At 55.7% G+C, this 19,729-nt stretch carries 22 protein-coding genes; 5 read left to right on the top strand and 17 right to left on the bottom strand.

The features are described from left to right. Window positions 1-34 precede the first annotated feature (34 nt). From ACR6JA_RS11380 to ACR6JA_RS11360, 5 genes are all read right to left on the bottom strand, one after another. Window positions 35-988 carry a transketolase family protein gene (locus tag ACR6JA_RS11380; protein WP_494492785.1) on the bottom strand — a complete coding sequence of 318 codons (954 nt, stop codon included), beginning with the start codon at window positions 986-988 and terminating at the stop codon, window positions 35-37. Then, window positions 981-1,814: a transketolase gene (locus ACR6JA_RS11375; RefSeq protein ID WP_213712804.1), complete on the bottom strand. Its 834-nt coding sequence runs from the start codon at window positions 1,812-1,814 to the stop codon at window positions 981-983. Before ACR6JA_RS11375 ends, ACR6JA_RS11380 begins: the two co-directional genes overlap by 8 nt. Further along, complete coding sequence (locus ACR6JA_RS11370) at window positions 1,814-3,205, bottom strand: PTS ascorbate transporter subunit IIC (protein ID WP_039295548.1); 1,392 nt, start codon at window positions 3,203-3,205, stop codon at window positions 1,814-1,816. Before ACR6JA_RS11370 ends, ACR6JA_RS11375 begins: the two co-directional genes overlap by 1 nt. Window positions 3,206-3,229: 24 nt before the next feature. Then, window positions 3,230-3,502, bottom strand: a complete 273-nt coding sequence (locus tag ACR6JA_RS11365; protein WP_008459751.1) for a PTS sugar transporter subunit IIB — start codon at window positions 3,500-3,502, stop codon at window positions 3,230-3,232. Between the two features lie 85 nt (window positions 3,503-3,587). Then, on the bottom strand, window positions 3,588-4,031 hold the full coding sequence (locus ACR6JA_RS11360; RefSeq protein ID WP_494492784.1) for a PTS sugar transporter subunit IIA: 444 nt from the start codon (window positions 4,029-4,031) through the stop codon (window positions 3,588-3,590). Window positions 4,032-4,287: 256 nt separating this feature from the next. Here ACR6JA_RS11360 and ACR6JA_RS11355 point away from each other — a divergent pair, with 256 nt between their 5' ends. Beyond that, window positions 4,288-5,307, top strand: coding sequence for a LacI family DNA-binding transcriptional regulator (locus tag ACR6JA_RS11355; protein WP_494492783.1), 1,020 nt, complete (start codon window positions 4,288-4,290; stop codon window positions 5,305-5,307). Window positions 5,308-5,364: 57 nt separating this feature from the next. Here ACR6JA_RS11355 and yfcD read toward each other — a convergent pair whose 3' ends face one another. Genes yfcD through yfcF form a run of 3 tightly spaced genes read right to left on the bottom strand, consistent with a single transcriptional unit; the run spans window position 5,365 to window position 7,219 of the window. Then, window positions 5,365-5,907, bottom strand: a complete 543-nt coding sequence (gene yfcD, locus ACR6JA_RS11350; RefSeq protein ID WP_039305105.1) for an NUDIX hydrolase YfcD — start codon at window positions 5,905-5,907, stop codon at window positions 5,365-5,367. A gap of 58 nt (window positions 5,908-5,965) precedes the next feature. Continuing rightward, entirely contained in the window at window positions 5,966-6,517 is a 552-nt protein-coding gene (gene yfcE / locus ACR6JA_RS11345; protein WP_039305107.1) for a phosphodiesterase, read from the bottom strand. A 57-nt stretch (window positions 6,518-6,574) separates the two neighbouring features. Then, a complete protein-coding gene (gene yfcF, locus ACR6JA_RS11340) occupies window positions 6,575-7,219 on the bottom strand; it encodes a glutathione transferase (protein WP_494493247.1) in 645 nt (214 codons plus the stop codon). A gap of 151 nt (window positions 7,220-7,370) precedes the next feature. Here yfcF and yfcG point away from each other — a divergent pair, with 151 nt between their 5' ends. The 3 genes from yfcG (at window position 7,371) to ACR6JA_RS11325 (ending at window position 9,354) form a co-directional block, all read left to right on the top strand. Further along, window positions 7,371-8,000, top strand: a complete 630-nt coding sequence (yfcG, locus tag ACR6JA_RS11335) for a GSH-dependent disulfide bond oxidoreductase (RefSeq protein WP_494492782.1) — start codon at window positions 7,371-7,373, stop codon at window positions 7,998-8,000. Between the two features lie 77 nt (window positions 8,001-8,077). After that, the gene (folX, locus tag ACR6JA_RS11330; RefSeq protein WP_192810979.1) at window positions 8,078-8,437 is read left to right on the top strand and encodes a dihydroneopterin triphosphate 2'-epimerase; all 360 of its coding nucleotides are present in this window, start codon (window positions 8,078-8,080) and stop codon (window positions 8,435-8,437) included. A gap of 23 nt (window positions 8,438-8,460) precedes the next feature. Further along, the gene (locus ACR6JA_RS11325) at window positions 8,461-9,354 is read left to right on the top strand and encodes a TIGR01777 family oxidoreductase (protein WP_494492781.1); all 894 of its coding nucleotides are present in this window, start codon (window positions 8,461-8,463) and stop codon (window positions 9,352-9,354) included. A 35-nt stretch (window positions 9,355-9,389) separates the two neighbouring features. Here the strand turns inward: ACR6JA_RS11325 and ACR6JA_RS11320 are convergent, their stop codons facing one another. From ACR6JA_RS11320 to dalD, 3 genes are all read right to left on the bottom strand, one after another. Continuing rightward, complete coding sequence (locus tag ACR6JA_RS11320; RefSeq protein WP_166862583.1) at window positions 9,390-10,667, bottom strand: MFS transporter; 1,278 nt, start codon at window positions 10,665-10,667, stop codon at window positions 9,390-9,392. A gap of 63 nt (window positions 10,668-10,730) precedes the next feature. Continuing rightward, a complete protein-coding gene (gene xylB, locus ACR6JA_RS11315) occupies window positions 10,731-12,197 on the bottom strand; it encodes a xylulokinase (RefSeq protein ID WP_494492780.1) in 1,467 nt (488 codons plus the stop codon). 9 nt (window positions 12,198-12,206) lie between these two features. Then, entirely contained in the window at window positions 12,207-13,601 is a 1,395-nt protein-coding gene (gene dalD / locus ACR6JA_RS11310) for a D-arabinitol 4-dehydrogenase (protein ID WP_494492779.1), read from the bottom strand. A 194-nt stretch (window positions 13,602-13,795) separates the two neighbouring features. Here dalD and ACR6JA_RS11305 point away from each other — a divergent pair, with 194 nt between their 5' ends. Then, window positions 13,796-14,746: a sugar-binding transcriptional regulator gene (locus ACR6JA_RS11305; RefSeq protein WP_213712818.1), complete on the top strand. Its 951-nt coding sequence runs from the start codon at window positions 13,796-13,798 to the stop codon at window positions 14,744-14,746. An 87-nt stretch (window positions 14,747-14,833) separates the two neighbouring features. Here the strand turns inward: ACR6JA_RS11305 and hisP are convergent, their stop codons facing one another. The 6 genes from hisP to ACR6JA_RS11275 form a co-directional block, all read right to left on the bottom strand. Beyond that, window positions 14,834-15,607: a histidine ABC transporter ATP-binding protein HisP gene (hisP, locus tag ACR6JA_RS11300; RefSeq protein ID WP_008459737.1), complete on the bottom strand. Its 774-nt coding sequence runs from the start codon at window positions 15,605-15,607 to the stop codon at window positions 14,834-14,836. A 10-nt stretch (window positions 15,608-15,617) separates the two neighbouring features. Continuing rightward, entirely contained in the window at window positions 15,618-16,331 is a 714-nt protein-coding gene (locus tag ACR6JA_RS11295) for an ABC transporter permease (RefSeq protein ID WP_045783321.1), read from the bottom strand. After that, on the bottom strand, window positions 16,328-17,014 hold the full coding sequence (locus tag ACR6JA_RS11290; protein WP_008459735.1) for a histidine ABC transporter permease HisQ: 687 nt from the start codon (window positions 17,012-17,014) through the stop codon (window positions 16,328-16,330). The genes ACR6JA_RS11295 and ACR6JA_RS11290 overlap by 4 nt, the downstream gene beginning before the upstream one ends. A gap of 77 nt (window positions 17,015-17,091) precedes the next feature. After that, window positions 17,092-17,874, bottom strand: a complete 783-nt coding sequence (hisJ, locus tag ACR6JA_RS11285; RefSeq protein WP_039295567.1) for a histidine ABC transporter substrate-binding protein HisJ — start codon at window positions 17,872-17,874, stop codon at window positions 17,092-17,094. A 191-nt stretch (window positions 17,875-18,065) separates the two neighbouring features. Continuing rightward, entirely contained in the window at window positions 18,066-18,848 is a 783-nt protein-coding gene (gene argT, locus ACR6JA_RS11280) for a lysine/arginine/ornithine ABC transporter substrate-binding protein ArgT (protein ID WP_039295568.1), read from the bottom strand. 287 nt (window positions 18,849-19,135) lie between these two features. After that, window positions 19,136-19,708 (bottom strand): UbiX family flavin prenyltransferase, encoded by a 573-nt coding sequence (locus ACR6JA_RS11275; protein WP_039305142.1) that lies wholly within the window; start codon window positions 19,706-19,708, stop codon window positions 19,136-19,138. Window positions 19,709-19,729: the final 21 nt, after the last annotated feature.

Here is a 19,729-nt window from a genome sequence, read left to right as displayed (position 1 = left end):
TGGCTGCCTTTTCTTTTTCTATCACCTTTGGCCGCTATAGCAACTCTTTCGCTGCTTTCACAATATCTGCTGCCGTCAGGCCATACTCCTCCTGCAGGAAGTCCTGGGTTCCAACCTGGCCATAACGTTCCTTCACACCCACTCTGCGCATCGGTACCGGACAGGTTTCCACCAGCACTTCCGCCACCGCTGACCCCAGCCCGTTGTGAATACTGTGGTTTTCACAGGTCACAATTCGGCCTGTTTTTTCGGCGTAGTTCTTCACCAGCATGCGGTCGATAGGCTTGAGGGTAAACATGTCGATGACCGCCGCGCTAACCCCTTCCTGCTCCAGCTGCTGAGCCGCTTTCAACGCTTCCGCAACCATAATTCCGTTGGCGATTAGCGTGATATCCGTTCCCTCACGCAGCACATTACCTTTGCCGATGGTGAAGGTTGAATCTGCCTCATAAACCGTTGCCGCCTGCTTGCGAATAGTCCGCACCCAGTAGAAGCCTTCCAGCTCGATCAGCTGACGCAGAATGTCTTTAAACATCACCGCATCCGTCACTTCCAGCACAACAGAATGCGCCAGCCCACGAACAATGCCCATATCTTCAAACGACATATGGGTTCCACCGTTATGGCAGGCCGTCACCCCGGCGTCGGAAGCAATCACCTTGACGTTATTCCGCTGGTAATCCAGCGACATAAACAGCTGGTCAAAGCAGCGGCGGCTGGCGAAGGCGGTAAAGGTGTGGACGAACGGCTTTCGGCCGGTCAGCGACAGCCCGGCCGCCACGCCAATCACGTTAGCTTCCATGATGCCGCAGTTAATCACATGCTGCGGGTTATCTCGCTGCACGCCATCCATTGCCATCGAACTCATCAGGTCAGCTTCCAGCGCGATGATCCCGCTGCTTTGGCCAATCTGCTGCTGAACAAACCCGGCGTAGACTTTACGCATTTCAACGGCGTCCTGGCCGCCGCTCTGACTTACCTTAATCATGTGCCGCCTCCAGTTGCGCGATGGCCTGCTCCAGCGCCTGTTTTGACTGTTCCGTCAGGCGGAGATGGTGGGAGTTCCCCAGTTGCTCAAGGTACGGCACCCCCTGCCCTTTAATGCTGTCGAGGATCACCAGCAAAGGGCGCTGTTCGCCGCCGCGAACGGGTTTCACCGCCGCCAGTAAACCGGAAATGTCATCGCCTTTCACCTGCACCACGTCAAACCCGAAAGCGCTAAACTTCTCTGCCAGATCGAAAGCACAGATGATTTCGTCCAGCTCGCCGTCCAGTTGCTGTTTGTTCCAGTCCACAAAGACCGTCAGATTGTTAAGACGGTGATGAGCAATAAACTGGAAAGCCTCCCAGCACTGCCCCTCGTTCAGCTCACCGTCGCCGACAATGCTGAAGACCCGGTTGCGACGCTGCGCCAGTTTGTGGGACAGCGCCATGCCGGCAGCAATCGAAATCCCTTGCCCTAACGAACCGGTGGTCGCATCCACACCGCGCGTTTTCAGACGATCGGGGTGGCTGGGCAGGCTGGTACCGTTCTGGTTTAGCGTGGCCAACTGCTCCACAGGAAAATACCCTTTCAGCGCCAGCGTGCTGTACAGCGCCGGGCCAGCATGCCCCTTCGACAGCACAAAGTAGTCGCGTTCAGCCCAGTCAGGGTCGCCCGGATCGATATTCATCACGTCGCCGTACAGCACCGCGAGCGTCTCGACTACCGACATGCTGCCGCCGTAATGGCCAAACCCCAGTTGGGTGAGCGCTTTCAGCGTCTCTACCCGGATGTCGCGCGCAAACCGCGTGACGTCAGCCAGTTCATTCATTATTTAGCCCCCGTATTGTCTTCAGTATGTACGGCAGGAGTGCCTTTTCCTTTGCCCAGATAGTTGAACCCGACCAGTACCGCAAACACGGCGACCACTACTGCGGTAATCGCCGCAGGTGACAGGAAGCGTGCAAGGTTGCCGAGGATAATCCCCACCACGCCAAAATCAGCGTCGGAGAAGGTTGTGTTGGCGAAGCCCAGCGCGCCAAGAACAGGCAGCAGTAAGACCGGCAAGAAGGTGATCAGCAGCCCGTTGGCAAAAGCCCCCACCATCGCGCCGCGACGGCCGCCGGTAGCGTTACCAAACACGCCCGCTGTCGCCCCGGTAAAGAAGTGAGGCACCACGCCCGGCAAAATCAGCACCAGCTTCATCTGCCCCAAAAGGAACAAGCCCACCAGCCCGCCGAGGAAGCTGAACAGAAAGCCCACCAGCACGGCATTCGGCGCATAAGGGTAAACCACCGGGCAGTCCAGCGCCGGACGTGCATTAGGTACCAGCTTCTCAGAGAAACCGGTAAACGCCGGGACGATTTCCGCCAGAATCAAGCGCACGCCCTGCAGGATGATGAACACCCCGGCCGCAAAGGTAATCGCCTGAATAATGGAGTAAACCAGGAAGTTCTGGCCGCCGCTGAGTTTCTCTTCTACATAAGCCTGGCCTGCACAAATCGCGAGGATCATGTAGATGACAATCATGGTCAGGGAGATGGAGATTGAACTGTCACGCAGGAAGCTGAGGTTCTTCGGCAAGTTCATCTCTTCCGTTGAGCGCGAACCTTTCCCGCACTTGCTGCCGATCCAGCCGGACAGGACGTAACCCAGTGTACCGAAGTGGCCAAAGCCGATATCATCGGTGCCGGTGATGCGGCGCATATAGCGCTGCGCAATGGCCGGGAAGAACGCCATGATCAGCCCGAGGATCAGCGACCCGGTGAACACCAGCGCCACGCCTTCAAAACCCGCCACGGTCAGGATGACGCTTATCATGCATGCCATGTAGAACGTGTGGTGCCCGGTCAGGAAGATGTACTTCAGGCGGGTAAAGCGAGCCACAATGATGTTCGCCACCATCCCGAAGGCCATGATCAGCGCCGTGGATGCCCCGTATTTTTCCAGTGCGATAGAAACAATCGCTTCATTATTCGGAATAATGCCCTGGATATTAAAGGCGTGCTCAAACATACCGCCCAGTGGATTCAAAGACCCTACTAATACGGTTGCACCGCCGCCCAAAACAATAAAACCCAATACGGTTTTAATTGAGCCTTTCACCACATCAGAAAATGACTTCTTTTGCGCCACCAGACCAATTAATGCTATCAGCCCGACGAGAATGGCCGGGACTTTCAGAATATCAACAATAAAATTCAGCGTGCCAAGGATAAACATATCCGCCTCCGCTCATTATTATGATTAACGACCCGCAAAATAAGCGCTCAGCTTATTTTCCAGCTCATTGATATCGATGATGTTGTTGATTACCACCAGCTGACTGTCGGGCAGGCGCGCGCTGGCAGCAATGTCTTTCGCCATCACAAACACATCCGCTGCGTCCGGCGTGGCGGAGGATAAATCCGAATGTTCGACTTCCGCCTCAATATTGAGTTTTTTAAGCACCTTTTTAATATTCATTTCGACCATAAAACTACTGCCGAGGCCGGAACCGCAGATTGCCATTATCTTCATTTTGTATACCTTATATTTTTAGTAGAGTAAGAGCGCATCGCATTTTTCAATGCAACGTAAAAACCTATGGTGTTAAATTAAAAAATTAGAATCGATTAATGATTTTTTGTATTTCCTCCAGGTTATTGGCCTGATGCAGTAACGCCATGTCCTCGTCGCTGGAAAATAGCTCAGCGAGCGCAGAAATCATTTCAATATGGCTATGGCTGTCCGGGGCCGCCAGCATAATAATGATATCCACCGGGTCGTTCCCCTCAGAATAAAAGCTCACGCCACGCTTCAGCTTCAGCAGTGACAGACCAAGCCCGGTCGCGCCCTCTTCCGGACGCGCATGCGGCATCGCCAGGCCCGGTGCCAGCACATAGTACGGCCCGAGTTTTTGGTGCTGCTGCATAATGGCCGTCAGATAATGGGGGGCAATAATCCCCGCGTCCAGCAGCGGCCGGGCGCTAATCTCCAGCGCCTGCTGCCAGTTTGCGGCCTCGTCCTGAAGCTGAATAGTCTGCGGATGCAGCCATTGGTTGAGCACGATAACCTCTCGAAATCGACATTGATGATGGGCAAACTTTATTCAACGGCCCTGGGTTTAACTGTGATTGATATCACAAAGATAGCGCTACCAATAACTATCACTCGATTTTGTGATAGCGCTATCAAATTGCAATCATTGTGTTAAATCGCATTAAGACGCACGATTTCAGGCGTATACTTGAGCGATATTTCCCCTTCTTTTTCAGGGGCCAACGTCAGCCTGGCGTTTTTCAGGTCGAGAATCAGGAATCACAATGTCCATAACCCGAAAGCGGCGAAGTACCGGTAAGGTGACGCTTGCAGATGTGGCTCAGCTCGCCGGAGTCGGTACTATGACCGTTTCGCGAGCGCTAAGAACCCCGGAGCAGGTTTCCGACAAATTACGCGAAAAAATCGAAGCGGCGGTTTCCGAGCTGGGTTACATGCCCAACCTTGCGGCAAGCGCACTGGCCTCCGCCTCCTCGTACACCATTGCAATGGTGGTCCCAAGCCTGGCAGAATCCGGCTGCAGTGAAATGTTTGCCGGCCTGCAGCAGGTGCTGCAGCCTGCGGGGTATCAGATAGTCCTGGCAGAATCCCAGCACCGGCTGGAGCAGGAAGAGAAGCTGCTGGAAACCCTACTGGCGTCCAATATTGCCGCGGCGATCCTACTGAGCGTGGAACACAGCGACACGGTGCGAGGCTGGCTGAAACACGCCAGCATTCCTGTGCTCGAAATCGGTGCCACCCGCGCCGATCCGCTGGACATGAACATCGGCATTGATAACGTCGCCGCCATGTTTGAACTGACGGAAATGCTCATCCAACGTGGCTATCAGAATATCGGGCTACTGTGCGCGAACCAGGAGCAGTGGATTTTCCAGCAGCACCTTCAAGGCTGGTACAAAGCGATGCTGCGCCACCATATGTCGCCCAACAGGGTGATCAACGCTGCCGCGCCGCCGAACTTCTCCACCGGGGCAGCGCAGCTACCCGAATTTTTGCTGGCCTGGCCGGAGCTGGACGCGCTAGTCTGCGTGTCGGATGAGCTGGCCTGTGGCGCGCTGTACGAATGCCAGCGCAGGCGCATCAAAGTTCCTGACGACCTAGCCATCGTCGGGTTTGGCGACAGCGACGTGAGCCGCGTGTGTCAGCCAGCGCTGACCACCATTGCAGTACCACATCGTAAGATTGGGATTGAAGCCGGGCGAGCGCTGTTGGCAAGAATTAACGAAGAAGAATGGGACAGAAGCCCGACTATCGCGTCATCGCTGTGTATGCGGGACAGTTGCTGATTTTCCCTCACCCTGGTCCCCTTCTCGCTGGAAAAGGATCGGGGTGAGGGCCAATAATTACTCGCTTTCTTCGCTTTGTGACTCGTTTTTGGCGTTGCGGGTCATCCACAGCGCCAGCGCCTTCAGCGAATCAGGGGTAAATTCGTCGCAGCGCGCGGTGATCTCTTCCGGGGACATCCAGCTCACTTCGCTGACTTCTTCTTCCTGCAGCGCGAAAGGCCCGTGGGACACGCAGCTAAAGAGTCCGCCCCATACGCGGCAGCTATCGTCTTCGAAGTAGAACTGCCCGTGTTCCGCGAACGGTACGCCGGCAATGCCCAGCTCTTCTTCCGCCTCGCGGCGAGCCGACTCGAGCATTTGTTCATCCGCCTGTACTACGCCGCCTGCGGTAGCATCCAGCATGCCCGGCATGAAGTCTTTAATTTCGGTGCGACGCTGCACCAGAATTTTGCCCATACCATCGTGAACAACAATATAGGTCGCGCGATGACGCAGCCGCTGCGCACGCATTTGCTCGCGGCTTGCCTGTGCGATGACCTCATTGTCCTCATTAACAATATCTACCCATTCCGTGCCGACAAAATGACTCTGTTCCACCATCAGGGAAACCTTATTCAGGGGCGCTCTTACGGCGCGTTATTGGATTAACCTGTCAACGTTACGGGGTAATACGCACCTGTGCAATAACCCCATCACTCTCCAGCGTGCGAACGGTCAGAACGCCATCATCCAGCATCCCGTAACTGGCCTCAAAACCGCCCTTCGGTATGCTGACAGAGCCTGGATTAAACAAATAGATCTGTTCGTGCTTTTCTGCAACCGGAAGATGCGTATGGCCGAAAATCAGAACATCGCCAGCGGACAGCGGCGGCAAATGCCCAGGATGATAAAGATGCCCGTGGGTTAGAAAAAGCCGCTGCTGCGCCAGCAAAACCTGCTGCCAGGGTGCGGTAATCGGAAACTGGAGCAGCATCTGGTCCACTTCGCTGTCGCAGTTTCCGCGCACCGCAATAATCTTATCGGCAACGCTATTCAGGCACTGCGCCACCGCCGGAGGATTATAGCCTTCGGGCAACGCGTTCCGAGGGCCGTGATTCAGTAAGTCGCCCAGAATAACCAGCCATTTCGCGCCGCTGTGTGCGAAACGTTCCAGGACTTTTTCCGTGGCGGGGAGCGAACCGTGAAGGTCCGAAGCAAACATCAGTTTCATTTATCCCTGGCTCCAGTAATGACAATCCGCCAATGATAACGAATTCCCCGCCCGCTATCAGCCTGCGTTTTTGGCCGACTGTGCCAGCCAAAGCTGCACCGACGCGCGCCGCCACTGGAAGCTGGCATACTCTTTCAGCCGCTCAGGCACTTCATCCCCGTTCAGGATCAGACGGTTGAGCATCAGCGCCAGGTCGGTGTCGGCGATAGACCATTCACCAAATAAATTTTGCTGCCCTGCGGGGAGCAAATGCTGTGCGGTAGCGATTAACTTCTCTGCAGCCTGTTGGCCCGCCGGGCTTAGCGCCGGTTTCTTCTCGCCGGCAAAGACCACGGCCGTGGAGCGCTCTTCCCGAATGGGCATTAAGTCGCTGCGCAGCCACGCCTGCACCTGCCGCGCCCGGGCGCGTTTTTCAATGTCATGAGGATAAATGCGTTCCCACGTCGGCGGCGCAAAACGCTCTTCCAGATATTCATCAATGGCGGAGGATTCGCTGAGCACAAAATCGCCAACCGCCAGCACCGGCACGCGGCGAGTCAGATCAAAACCCTTCCAGCCCGGCTTTAAATTCTGGCCGCTGGCGAGGTCGATGGTTTGCAGAGAAAAGGCGAGCCCTTTTTCTTTCAGCGCAACAAAAACGGAAAGCACATAGGGGCTGAAACACTGGCTATCGGTCCACAACGCAATGGCAGGCTGGCTCATCATATCCTCACTTATTCGCGCGACAGGTTATTGAACATAGAGCGAAAAAAGCGTTTTGTCATCCGCTTAAAACGCACCATTGCGGTGCAGAAATAGCAAAAACTTCTATACTCGAAACATTTGCCAAAATGGACTAACCCCTGGAGTGACCATGATCGAACTTTATTATGCGCCTACCCCAAACGGCCATAAAATTACCCTGTTTCTGGAAGAAGCCGGCCTGGAGTACAAAATCCACCGAGTCGATATCGGCAAAGGCGAACAGTTTCGCCCGGATTTTTTGGCTATCTCGCCGAATAACAAAATTCCTGCCATCGTGGATAACAAACCGGCCGACGGCGGCGAGCCTTTAAGTCTCTTTGAGTCCGGCGAAATTTTGCTTTATCTGGCGGACAAAACCGGGTTACTCCTCAGTAAAGAACTGCGCGCCCGCCATGCCACGCTGCAGTGGCTTTTCTGGCAGGTCGGCGGCTTCGGCCCGATTCTGGGCCAGAATCACCATTTCAACCACTTTGCTCCGCAGCCCGTCCCTTATGCTATCGAGCGCTACCAGGTTGAAACTCAGCGCCTTTATGGTGTACTCAACAAACAGCTGGAGAAGGCCCCGTGGCTTGGCGGCCATGATTACAGCATTGCGGACATCGCGACTTATCCCTGGGTGGTGTCCCATGAGCGCCAGCGCGTTGACCTCGCCAATTTCCCGGCGGTAAGAAACTGGTTTGAGCGGATCCGCACCCGGCCTGCCACCGTGAAGGCTTATCAGCGGGCGGAGAAGGCGTAATCCCTGGTTCAGGTTTTTTCCCGCGCTGGTGTATCCTGTGGCGGGAAAAGACTAATAAGGAACCTGCAATGTCATCCATGCAACCAGACGCCATTATTCGCATTAAAAACCTGCGCCTGCGGACTTTTATTGGTATCAAAGAAGAAGAGATCGCCAACAGGCAGGATGTGGTGATTAACGTCGCCCTCCACTACCCTGCGGGCAAAGCCAGGGAGAGCGAAGACATCAACGACGCGCTGAACTACCGCACCGTGACCAAAGACATCATCCAGTTGGTTGAGAATAACCGCTTCTCCCTGCTGGAAAAATTAACTCAGGATGTGCTGAACATCGCATGCGCCCACCCGTGGGTGACATATGCTGAAGTAGAGATCGATAAACTTCACGCGCTTCGCTATGCCGACTCGGTATCCATGACCCTGAGCTGGCGGCGATAAGCGCGTCCAGGTGGGAGGAAAGTATGGAGATCCTGATTACCGGCGGCAGCGGGCTGATTGGCCGCCACCTGACAGCTCGCCTGCTCGAGCTGGGCCATGCTGTTTCGGTCGTCACACGTTCGCCGGAGAAGACCCGCAAGCGGCTGGATAATCGTGTCGCGCTGCTCAAAGGGCTCGACGGCTTACAGAATCTCGACGCCTTTGACGCGGTCATCAACCTGGCCGGAGAGCCTATCGCCGATAAACGCTGGAGCGAGGAGCATAAACAGCGCCTGTGCCAGAGCCGCTGGCAAATCACCGAGCGGCTGGTCGAGCTGTTTAAGGCCAGCCAACTGCCGCCCAAAGTTTTCATTTCCGGGTCAGCCACCGGCTATTACGGTGACCTTGGCGAAGTGGTCGTCACCGAAGACGAACCTCCCCACAACGAATTCACCCACAAGCTTTGCGCCCGCTGGGAGCAAATTGCCTGCGGCGCGCAAAGTGAAGCTACCCGAGTTTGCCTGTTACGCACTGGCGTTGTATTAGCCCCCAAAGGCGGAATTCTGGCCAAAATGCTGCCGCTTTTCCGGCTGGGGCTGGGCGGCCCCATTGGCAATGGCCGCCAGTATCTGGCGTGGATCCACATCGACGATATGGTGAACGGCATCCTTTGGCTGCTGGATAACGACCTGCGCGGTCCGTTTAATATGGTTTCCCCTTACCCGGTTCGCAACGAACAGTTTTCTCACGCCCTGGGCCACACGCTCAAACGCCCGGCGATACTTCGCGCTCCGGCCACGGCCATTCGCCTGCTGATGGGGGAATCTTCCGTGTTAGTGCTCGGCGGGCAGCGGGCGCTGCCTAAACGCCTTGAGGAATCCGGCTTTGGCTTCCGCTGGTTCGACTTAGATGAGGCGCTGGCGGATGTGATTCGCTAACGGCAAAAAGCCGGGCTTATCCCCGGCTTTTCATTTTACTGCTCTACCGCGTTCATTTCCCCCGCACCAGCTTTATTCTTCACTCGTTTCGGCTGCGGAACTTTGATAATAAACGTCAGCACGCCCGCGAAGAGATACAGCCCGGTATAAGCCCAAACGACGCCCACAATGTCGAAGAACGGCAGGATCAGTGACGCAATAGCCGGTGCCACAAAGTTGCTCATCCCCGCCGACAGGTTATAGATGGAAATAGCCGCGCCACGGTGATGCGGCTCCAGTGTAGGAAATACCGCCGTCATCGGCACAAACGCCGCGACAAAAGTCCCGAGCATAACCGCCGGGATCAGCGCGACCCAGAAGTTATGCCCCACCCACACCGGCAGGTAATAAAACGTCAGGCTGGAGATCGCCATACCTAAACAGCCAAACCAGCGCACCTGGCGGATCCAACCGATGTACTCCCCCATAATTCCCCAAAAGATATTGGTGAAAATGGTGACAAAGAAGAACACCGCCCAGATTTGCAGCCATTCAGAAATCGTGAAGCCGAGGCGGTCAACAAACAGCAGCGGCATCACTATCGCGAAGCCAAACAGCGACAGCGTGTTAATAATGCGGATAAGACAAGCGTAAAACACGTCACGGTTGCTGAACAGAATCGTCACCGCCCGCGACATCTCCGTCATTTTCTCTTTCAGCGGCAGATTAACCCGCGAACGGTCAACCGGCACATTACGCAGGCTGAAGAAGGCAATAAGCCCCCCGCCCGTTACCCAGGCAATGGCCATCCACAGCGTCCCCGTTTCGCCAAATGCCGGAATAGTCAGGCTGGGCAGATAGCTCCCCACCACGCCGATACCGATAGAGTACATCGCCCAGAACCAGCCCGTTGCCGCCGCCAGTCTCTCGCGCGGTACTACCTGCACCAGCATCAGCATGAAGGAATAGATAAACAGCGGATAAGCCAGACCGCGAATGCCGTAGAACAGCAGCATCAGCGGGTAGTTGCGCATCCCGAGGCCAAGCGTCATAAACAATGCGTGCATCACGACCCAGGTCACAAAACCAATCAGCATTGCTTTTTGCGGGGTGATAAGCTCAGCGACTACGCCGGAAGCCCAGGCCGCCAGACCTGCCGCAAGGCCATACAGAGTAAACACCATCGCCGATTCCGCGGGCGTAAAGCCCATGTCGGTAATGTGTTTAGACAAAAACGCCATCTCGAAACCATCGCCGCTCATAAAAATAGCGATCGCGACAAATCCCCACAGCAGATGTTTAGGTAAACCAAACCAGTAGTGTTTAGATTGCATCACACTCTTCCTCGTTCACGGGTACAGGGGTTTCCGGCGGCAGAATGGCCGCCGGAAGGGCCGTCAGGGCAGCAGCTTACGAGCGGCTTTTTGTTGTTGGTAAAGCAGATGGAACACGGACAACCGCTGCTGCAGCACACTTTGCAGGCTTTTACGCGGCGTGAAGCGCTGTTGAACAGGAGGCTTGCGGCAAACAACTTCTTCTACGCCGCCGTCGGCCAACCAGCCAAGGCGAGCAGCACCAAGCGCTCCGGAGGAACTCGCCGGATGGGTCACAATCGGCACATCCAGCACGTCGGCAATCAGCTGCGCCCAGATAGCGCTACGCGCCCCTCCGCCGGTCAGGCTGCATTGGGTAATCTGGCTGCGGGTCGTCTCCAGCACCGCCATGCCGTCCGCCAGGCCAAAAGTCACGCCCTCAATCACCGAATACCCCAGTAAGGCACGGCTGGTTTCATGGTTGAGCGCGAAGAAACTCCCCATGGCGTGAGCATCGTTATGCGGCGTGCGCTCCCCTGACAGGTAAGGCAGGAAAACAGGCGCATGCTTTTTCTGCTCGTCGCTCAGGCCTGCCATTTCCTCCATAAGCTGGCTTTCGGTGACCGACAGCAGATTGCACACCCAGCGCAGGCAGCTGGCGGCACTGAGCATCACGCTCATCTGGTGCCAGCGCTGAGGTAGAGCGTGGCAAAAAGCATGCACGCCGGATTCAGGGCGGGTTTGCAGCTCGTCGTTTACCACGAAGATAACGCCAGACGTGCCGAGCGAAATAAACGCATCGCCGCTGTTCACCGCGCCAACGCCCACGGCCGAGGTAGCATTATCGCCACCGCCACCGGCGATGTTGACGCCGGAGCTAAGCCCCCACTCGGTCGCCAGGGCGGAACGTAAAACGGCGCTGACTTCGCTGCCCTCTACCAGGCGCGGCATCTGGCTGCGGGTTAGTCCGGTCGCCGCCAGCAGTTTGTCTGACCAGTCACGCTTTGCCACGTCCAGCCACAGCGTTCCGGCAGCGTCCGACGGGTCAGAAACGAACGCGCCGCTCAGCCGCCAGCGCAGGTAGTCTTTCGGCAGCAGCACCTTATCCACGCGGGAAAAGATTTCCGGCTCGTGCTCCGCCACCCAGCGTAGCTTTGGGGCGGTAAAACCGGGCATCACCAGGTTGCCGCTGATGGTCAGAAATTCAGGGTGTTCTGCCGTGAGCCGAGCGCATTGTTCGGCGCTGCGCGTGTCGTTCCACAGAATGCAGGGGCGCAGCACTTTTCCCTGGTCGTCCAGCAGCACCGCGCCGTGCATCTGCCCGGACAAGCCAATAGCGCGAATTTTCGCCCAGGCATCAGGTATTTGCTGACGCAGCGTAGAGACCACCTGCTGCGTCGCCTGCCACCAGGCCTCAGGATCCTGCTCCGCCCAGTGCGGATGCGGGCGCTGAACGGTTAAGGCCGCGTGAGCAGAGCCTAAAATTTCGCCCTGCCCGTCAATCAGCAAAGCCTTTAGTTCAGAGGTGCCGATATCGATGCCAAGATACATAGCGCCTCCTTAAGCAGCTGCCAAAGGCGATTGCGGAGACTTGATCCACGCCTCAAGGCAAGCGACCGTCCGCGCCATCAGCTCATGGAAAGCGGAGGAATGTGCGAGTTCAGCAAACAAAGTTTCGTCGCTGACAAAGGCTTTGAGCGGCTCAGGAGTATTGAATAAAGCCCGAATCGCGTCGTCCTGCATGACGCCATCCTGGTACTCGTAAGGCAGTTGACCTTGCGCCCAGCGCTGCAGGAAGAGGAAGAACAGTGCGGGCAGAACCGCCGTTGCCGCAGGCTCTTCACCTCGCTGATAGCACTCAATCAGCGTCGGGGTAATAAAGCCAGGGATCTTGGACAGGCCGTCGGCCGCCACGCGCTGGTTGGTGTCTTTGATATAGGGATTGCTAAAGCGGGCCAGCACAACGTCACGATACCCGGCCAGGTCCAGCGGGCTCGGCGACAGCGAAGGAATGACATCCTCCGTGACGTAATCCCACGCCATCTGCCTAATCGGCTGCTGCACGGTGCTTTCATCGATGTAGTTCAGCCCGGTCAGCGTCCCCGCCCAGGCAATACAGCTATGACTGGCATTCAGAATGCGGATTTTTGCTTCTTCATACGGCAGCACCGATTTCACCATTTCGACGCCAACGTTCTCTAACGACGGACGGCCGTTAATAAAATCATCCTCAATAACCCACTGGATAAAGGACTCCCCCATCACCGGCACCTTATCGTCGAACCCTGTAGCCACTTTCACCCGTGGGGCAATATCCGCAGTAGGGCGAGGAGTAATACGGTCAACCATGGTATTAGGCGACACGGTGTGGGTGGTCACCCAGTCAAACAGCGCGTGGTCGCCCTTCACCTTCAGGAACGACAGAAAACCGTGGCGGAAGCGTTCTCCGTTGTGGCGCAGGTTATCGCAGTTAAGCAGCGTTACCGGCTCACCGCCGCTGCTCATACGCTGATGCAAAATACGGCTCAGCGCGCCGTACAGCGTAGTAATGCCTCCGGCCAGGTCGGCTTTGACGTCCGCCTGATTAACGTCGAGCTCATGTTGAGGAGTAAGGTAATACCCGGCTTCAGTCACGGTGAAGGCGATCACGCGGGTCGACGCTTTGGCGCCCTCTTCAACCAGGGCAGTAATCTCTTTATCCCACGGCAGTACTTTGCGGATAGAAGAGATCTTTTCGTAGGCACGCTCGCCTTCCGGGGTAACGGTTTCAAGCACGTATTCGCCGTGCTGCGCCGCCAGTTGACTCAGCAGCTCACCGGCATCATTACGGATATTGCCCAGCGAAATACTCCAGTCGTCATCGCCCTGCTCGCGCAGCTGATTGAGATACCACGCCTGATGGGCACGGTGGAAAGAGCCTGCGCCAATATGCATCCATACCGATTTCGTCGTCATGATTCACCTCAGAATTAAGCATTTGTTATTTTTATGGGCATTTGCCCGTTTGTTATAGTCTAGTTGCGGCAGGTGCCGTCTTTCTGAGATCAAACTCACACAGACAACATTTGCCCATAAAAATGACTTTTGCCCAATTACCAACAAAACGCGCGCGGAGTAAGATGTGTTTCAAAGAGTCATAAGGTGTCGCCATGAGCAGAGAAGAGAAAAAACAAGAGCAAGCCGCACGCGTTGCCTGGATGTATTACGTGGCGGGTATGACGCAGCAGGATATTGCCCGCGAACTGGGCATTTCCCGTCAGGTCGCTCAGCGGCTGGTTTCTTCCGCACGCGAGCAGGGTATGGTAACGGTAAAAATTGCCCATCCGGTCGCCCGCTGCCTGAAGCTGGCTCAGCAAGTCCAGGCGCGTTTCGGCCTGGAAATCTGCCGCGTAGTGCCCTCGGAAGGGCTGGATGACGAAGCCATCCAGCAGATGCTGGCGGTGGAAGGTGCCGAAGTCATGTCGCAGTTTATCGCCGACGAGCAGCCGCAGGTTTTCGGCATTGGCTCCGGCAAAACGCTGCGCTCAATCATCGACGTGCTGCCGTGGATCGAACGCCCGCAGCACCACTGCGTCTCAATGATTGGGGCGATTGCGCGCGATGACTCGGGTACGCGCTATGACATGCCGCTAAAAATGGCGGAAAAAATGCAGGGCAAATATTATTTCATCCCCGCCCCTCTGTACGCCGACAGCGAAGAAGACCGCGACATGTGGTGCCGGCATAAAGTGTACCAGCGAGTAACCGACCGGGCGCTGACGGCTAACGTTGCGTTTCTCGGCGTTGGTGAGGTGGACATCGGCTGCCCGCTGAACGCCGAAGGTTTTATTACCGACGACCAGGTCAACATGCTGCACCGCCAGGGCGTTGCCGGTGAAATGCTGGGGCATTTCTTTGACCACGGTGGCCAGCGCGTTTACAGCGAGCTGGATGCTCTGCTGACCAGCGTGCCGCTGCAAAGCGATAACCCGCGTAAGATCATCGCTTTTTCCGGTGGAGCGCGAAAATTTGCCGCCATCAAAGCAGCATTGACCGGTCGCTGGATGTCAGGCCTAGTGACGGATGAGAGTACGGCGGTAAGGTTGTTGGCTGAGAAGTGAGGGGTTATTCACCCCGGCCCTCTCCCAAAGGGAGAGGGGGAAAACAGTAAATGCCCACTTCGATTGGGAGAGTGTTAGGGAGAGGGGTTACTTCAGCGATCCTGAGAGGAACTGCTGCAGACGGGCGCTTTTTGGGCTGCCAAACAGCTCTGCCGGGGGGCCTTCTTCTTCAATGCGCCCCTGATGCAGGAAGATAACGTGGCTGGAGACATGCCGGGCGAAGTCCATTTCGTGGGTGACCACGACCATGGTTTTACCCTCTTCCGCCAGCTTCTGCATAATGCGCAGGACTTCTCCCACCAGCTCCGGGTCGAGCGCCGAAGTGGGTTCATCAAACAGCAGCACTTCCGGCTCCATCGCCAGCGCGCGGGCGATGGAAACACGCTGCTGCTGGCCGCCGGACAGATGCACCGGGTATTTAACGTACTGACGTTCGTCGATGCCGACTTTAGCCAGGTACTTAATCGCCCGCTCTTTTGATTCCTGCTTGCTCAGTCCGAGCACCTGAATAGGCGCTTCCATCACGTTTTCCAGCACCGTCATGTGGCTCCACAGGTTGAAGTGCTGGAACACCATCGTCAGGCGAGTGCGCAGCAGACGCAGTTGGTTTTTGTCGGCCACTTTGAGCTGGCCGTCTTTGTCCCGCACCAGATTGATGTTCTGGTTGCTGACCACAATCGTGCCTTCGCTGGGTTTTTCAAGGAAGTTTATGCAGCGCAAAAAGGTACTTTTGCCCGAGCCAGATGAACCGATAATGCTGATCACATCCCCGGCGTTAGCCTTCAGAGACACCCCTTTGAGCACTTCATGTTCGCCGTAGCGTTTGTGCAGATCCGTTACGTTTAATTTAATTTCAGCCATCAGAAGTCACTCAGTGCGAAGCGGGTTTAACGTGCTGCAGCCAGCGTTTTTCCGCTTTGCGGAACAGGCTAATCAGCACATAAGAGATAATCAAATACAGCACGGCCGCGATACCAAACGCGGTAAACGGCTGGTAGGTTGCGGAGTTGATATCACGGGCAATCTTGAGCAGATCCGGCACCGTGGCGGTAAACGCCAGCGCCGTAGAGTGCAGCATCAGGATCACTTCGTTGCTGTAGGCCGGCAGCGCAATACGCAGCGCGGACGGCAGAATAATACAGCGGTACATTTTGACTTTTGAGAAGCCGTAAGCGCGCGCCGCCTCAATGTCACCATGCGGAACCGAGCGAATAGCACCGGCGAAAATCTCCGTGGTGTAGGCACAGGTGTTGAGCGTCAGCGCCAGCACGGTACAGTTCAGGCCGCTGCGGAAGAACGCGTTCAGCAGCTCCGTCCCTTTCACTATCTCCAGCGTGTACATGCCGGAATAGAACACCAGCAACTGTACGTAGAGCGGCGTGCCGCGAAATACGTAGGTAAAGAGCCAGATGGGGAACGAAATAAATTTATTGCTGGACACGCGCCCGATGGCGAGGAATAGCGCCAGAATCCCGCCCATCACCACGGACGTAATCAGAAGCCAAAGCGTAATGGCGACGCCCGTATAGCGGTAACCGTCCGTCCACAGCAGCGACTGCCAGTAGTCGTGAATAATATCGATCATAGCTCGGCCCTCTTCACGCCAACGGAATAGCGGCGTTCAAGCCAGAGCAGCACTCCGTTTGAAACCGTGGTAAAGACCAGGTAGATAATCCCGGCGACAATCGCGAAGTAGAATGGCTGCCAGGTGCTTTTCCCGGCGAGCTGCGTGGCTTTCACCACGTCTTCCAGGCCAAGCAGAGAAACCAGCGCGGTGGCTTTCAGAATAACCTGCCAGTTGTTGCCTATACCCGGTAGCGCATAGCGCATCATGGCCGGGAACAGAATACGGCGGAAAGTTTGTGAGCCGGTAAAGCCAAAAGCGGTAGCCGCCTCAATATGGCCTTTCGGCACGGCAAGATAGGCACCACGGAAGGTTTCGGTGAAATAAGCCCCGTAGATAAAACCAAGCGTGATGATACCAGCGATCATTGGGTCGATATCAAACTGCGCCATCCCCAACGCGTCGGTAATGCTGTTGAGCAACATCTGCAGCCCGTAAAAAATTAACAGCATCAGCACCAGATCCGGCACGCCACGAATCAGCGTAGTGTAGCCTTCGAACAGCAAAGCGAGCGGGCGATTTTTGGACAGTTTTGCGCCAGCACCGGCAAGCCCAATCAGCACGGAAAGGACAACCGAGGCGAGCGCCAGCTCAAGCGTAACCAGAGCCCCTTTGAAAATTACTTCGGAAAAGCCATACAACATGGTGCGTATCCTGTCGTCAGTGTTTGCTGCTACTTATTGGGCCCCGTCTGACGCGGGGCCTTTATCACCGGTAAGGCTTATTCACCATACACATTAAAATCAAAGTACGGCTTCGCTAACTTGTCGTAGGTGCCGTCTTTACGCATCTCCGCAAACGCCTTATTCAGCGCCTCACGCAGTTCGTTATCTTCTTTACGCAGGCCCATGCCGGTCCCCACGCCAAACAGCTTGTCGTCTTTGATGGACGGGCCACCGAACTGATAGTTTTTGCCCACCGGCTGCTTCAGGAACCCTTCGCTGGCGGCAACTTCATCCTGGAAGGCGGCGTCAATACGTCCGGCAGCCAGGTCGGCATAAATGGAATCCTGCCCCTGATAGGAGACAATTTCGATGCCTTTTGGCGCCCAGTGCTCGTTGCCGTAGGTTTCCTGAGTCGTCCCCTGCAGCACGCCAACGCGTTTGCCTTTCAGCGACTCAATGGTCGGCTGGATCGGGGAACCTTTTGCCACCACCAGGCGAGAATCTGCCGCGTACAACTTGTCGGTAAACGCGATTTCCTGCTGGCGCTTCTCGGTGATGGACAACGAAGACATGATGGCGTCGATCTTCTTCGCTTTCAGCGACGGGATCAGCGCATCCAATGGGTTTTCAACGAAGGTACATTGGGTGTTAATGCGCTTGCAGAGTTCTTTCGCCAAATCGATGTCAAAACCGATCAGCTGGCCCTGAGCATTTTTGGATTCAAATGGCGCATAAGTTGGGTCCGTACCAATCCGCAGATTTTTCGGAATGGCAGCGAATGCTGTGGTCACGCTGGAAAACGCCAGCACCAGAGAAAGAGACAAAACCAGCTTTTTCATAATTATCCTCAATAGACTGTCCGTTACTTAAGGCTCACACCCACTACAAACAGGGAAAACTTACGCAACACGTTGCGAATAAACCGTTTTCGCACCATAAAGGTGCAGCCGGAACGAGGCCGCACCACTGCATAGTTATCCTGCCCGGTTAAGAATATATTCAAAACCGGGCTACAGACTAAGGGATAAACTTATTCGCCGTAAACATTAAAGTCGAAGTACTTTTTCGCCAGTTTGTCGTAAGTCCCGTCTTTACGCATTTCGGCCAGCGCTTTGTCGAATGCGGCCTTCAGCTCAGTGTCATCTTTACGCAGGCCGATCCCGGTCCCGTCGCCAAAGTACTTCTTGTCCTTCACGGACGGACCGGCAAAGGCATAATCTTTCCCGGCAGGCTGTTTCAGGAAGCCTTCGCTCCCGGCGACTTCGTCCTGGAATGCGGCATCCAGGCGCCCCGCAGCGAGGTCAGAGTAAATCAAATCCTGGTTGGCGTAGGCCACCACATCAACGCCTTTCGGGCGCCATTCAGCGTTGCCGTAGGTCTCCTGAATGGAGCCCTGCAGCACCCCAACGTGCTTGCCTTTCAGCGATTCGAGCGTCGGCTGAATCGGGGAGCCTTTGGCCGCGATCAGGCGGGAATCCGCCGCGTACAGCTTGTTGGAGAAAAGGATCTCCTGCTGGCGTTTTTCGGTGATCGACAGAGACGATATAATGGCGTCAATTTTCTTCGCTTTCAGCGACGGGATCAGGGAATCAAAGTCGCTGCCAACCCAGGTACATTTGGTCTGAATGCGCTTGCAAAGTTCGTTACCCAGATCGATATCAAACCCAACAAAATCGCCTTTCGCGTCTTTCGAAGAGAATGGCGCGTAGGTCGCGTCGGTACCAATGCGGACGTTTTGCGGAATCGCTGCAAACACGCTGGCTGCGCTGGACAGGCCGAGCAGTAAAGACAGTGCAAGAACCGACTTCTTCATACGATACCCTCAAGTTTGGCTTTCTTATTTGTGATGTCTTGTTGTGTGGTAATGCCTTTGCATACGGAGAGTTGCAGTTCTCATGCCACTTTTCCCTGCGTGGAAAAAAGCCGCTGATTTATGTTAATAAAACGTTGCAACTTCGCGCTAGTTTGAAAGATAGCAGGTCTGGGAAGCGGGACTAGAGGGGAAGGCGGTTTTCGAGGATTAAATCTTCTAAAAGCGATCGGCGTTGCAGAATTGCCCCATAATGAGGCAATCATTTTGTGATGCACCGCAGCAGTGCATTACTTGTGTTCACCCCAGCGAACGAACAGGTCTTCGGGCAGCTCAAGGTCAAACTGATCCAGCACCCGGTTGACAGTCTGGTCGACAATATCCTGCAGCGTTTGCGGGCGATGATAAAACGCCGGCACCGGCGGCATGATCACCGCGCCCAGCTCGGACGCCTGGGTCATCAGGCGCAGGTGCCCGAGGTGCAACGGCGTTTCGCGAATGCAAAGCACCAGCGGGCGACGCTCTTTAAGCACCACGTCCGCCGCACGGGTCAGCAGCCCGTCCGTATAGCTGTGTACGATGCCGGACAGCGTTTTAATCGAGCACGGCAGCACCGCCATCCCCATGGTCTTAAACGAACCAGAGGAGATGCTGGCGGCAATATCACGAGAATCATGCACGACATCTGCCAGCGCCTGAACATCGCGCAGTGAGTAATCGGTCTCCAGCGCCAGCGTCTGACGCGCCGCGTTGCTCATCACCAGGTGGCTTTCTACCTCCGGCAGCTGCTGCAGGATTTGCAGTAAACGCACCCCGTAAATGGCGCCGCTGGCGCCGGAAATACCGACAATCAGTCGTTTCATTCATCACCTTTTCTCACCCTT

This window comes from Cedecea sp. B1(4) (genome assembly GCF_059414925.1).
Note: the sequence above shows the minus strand (reverse complement) of the source record. Positions and strands in the feature narration are given on the sequence as shown.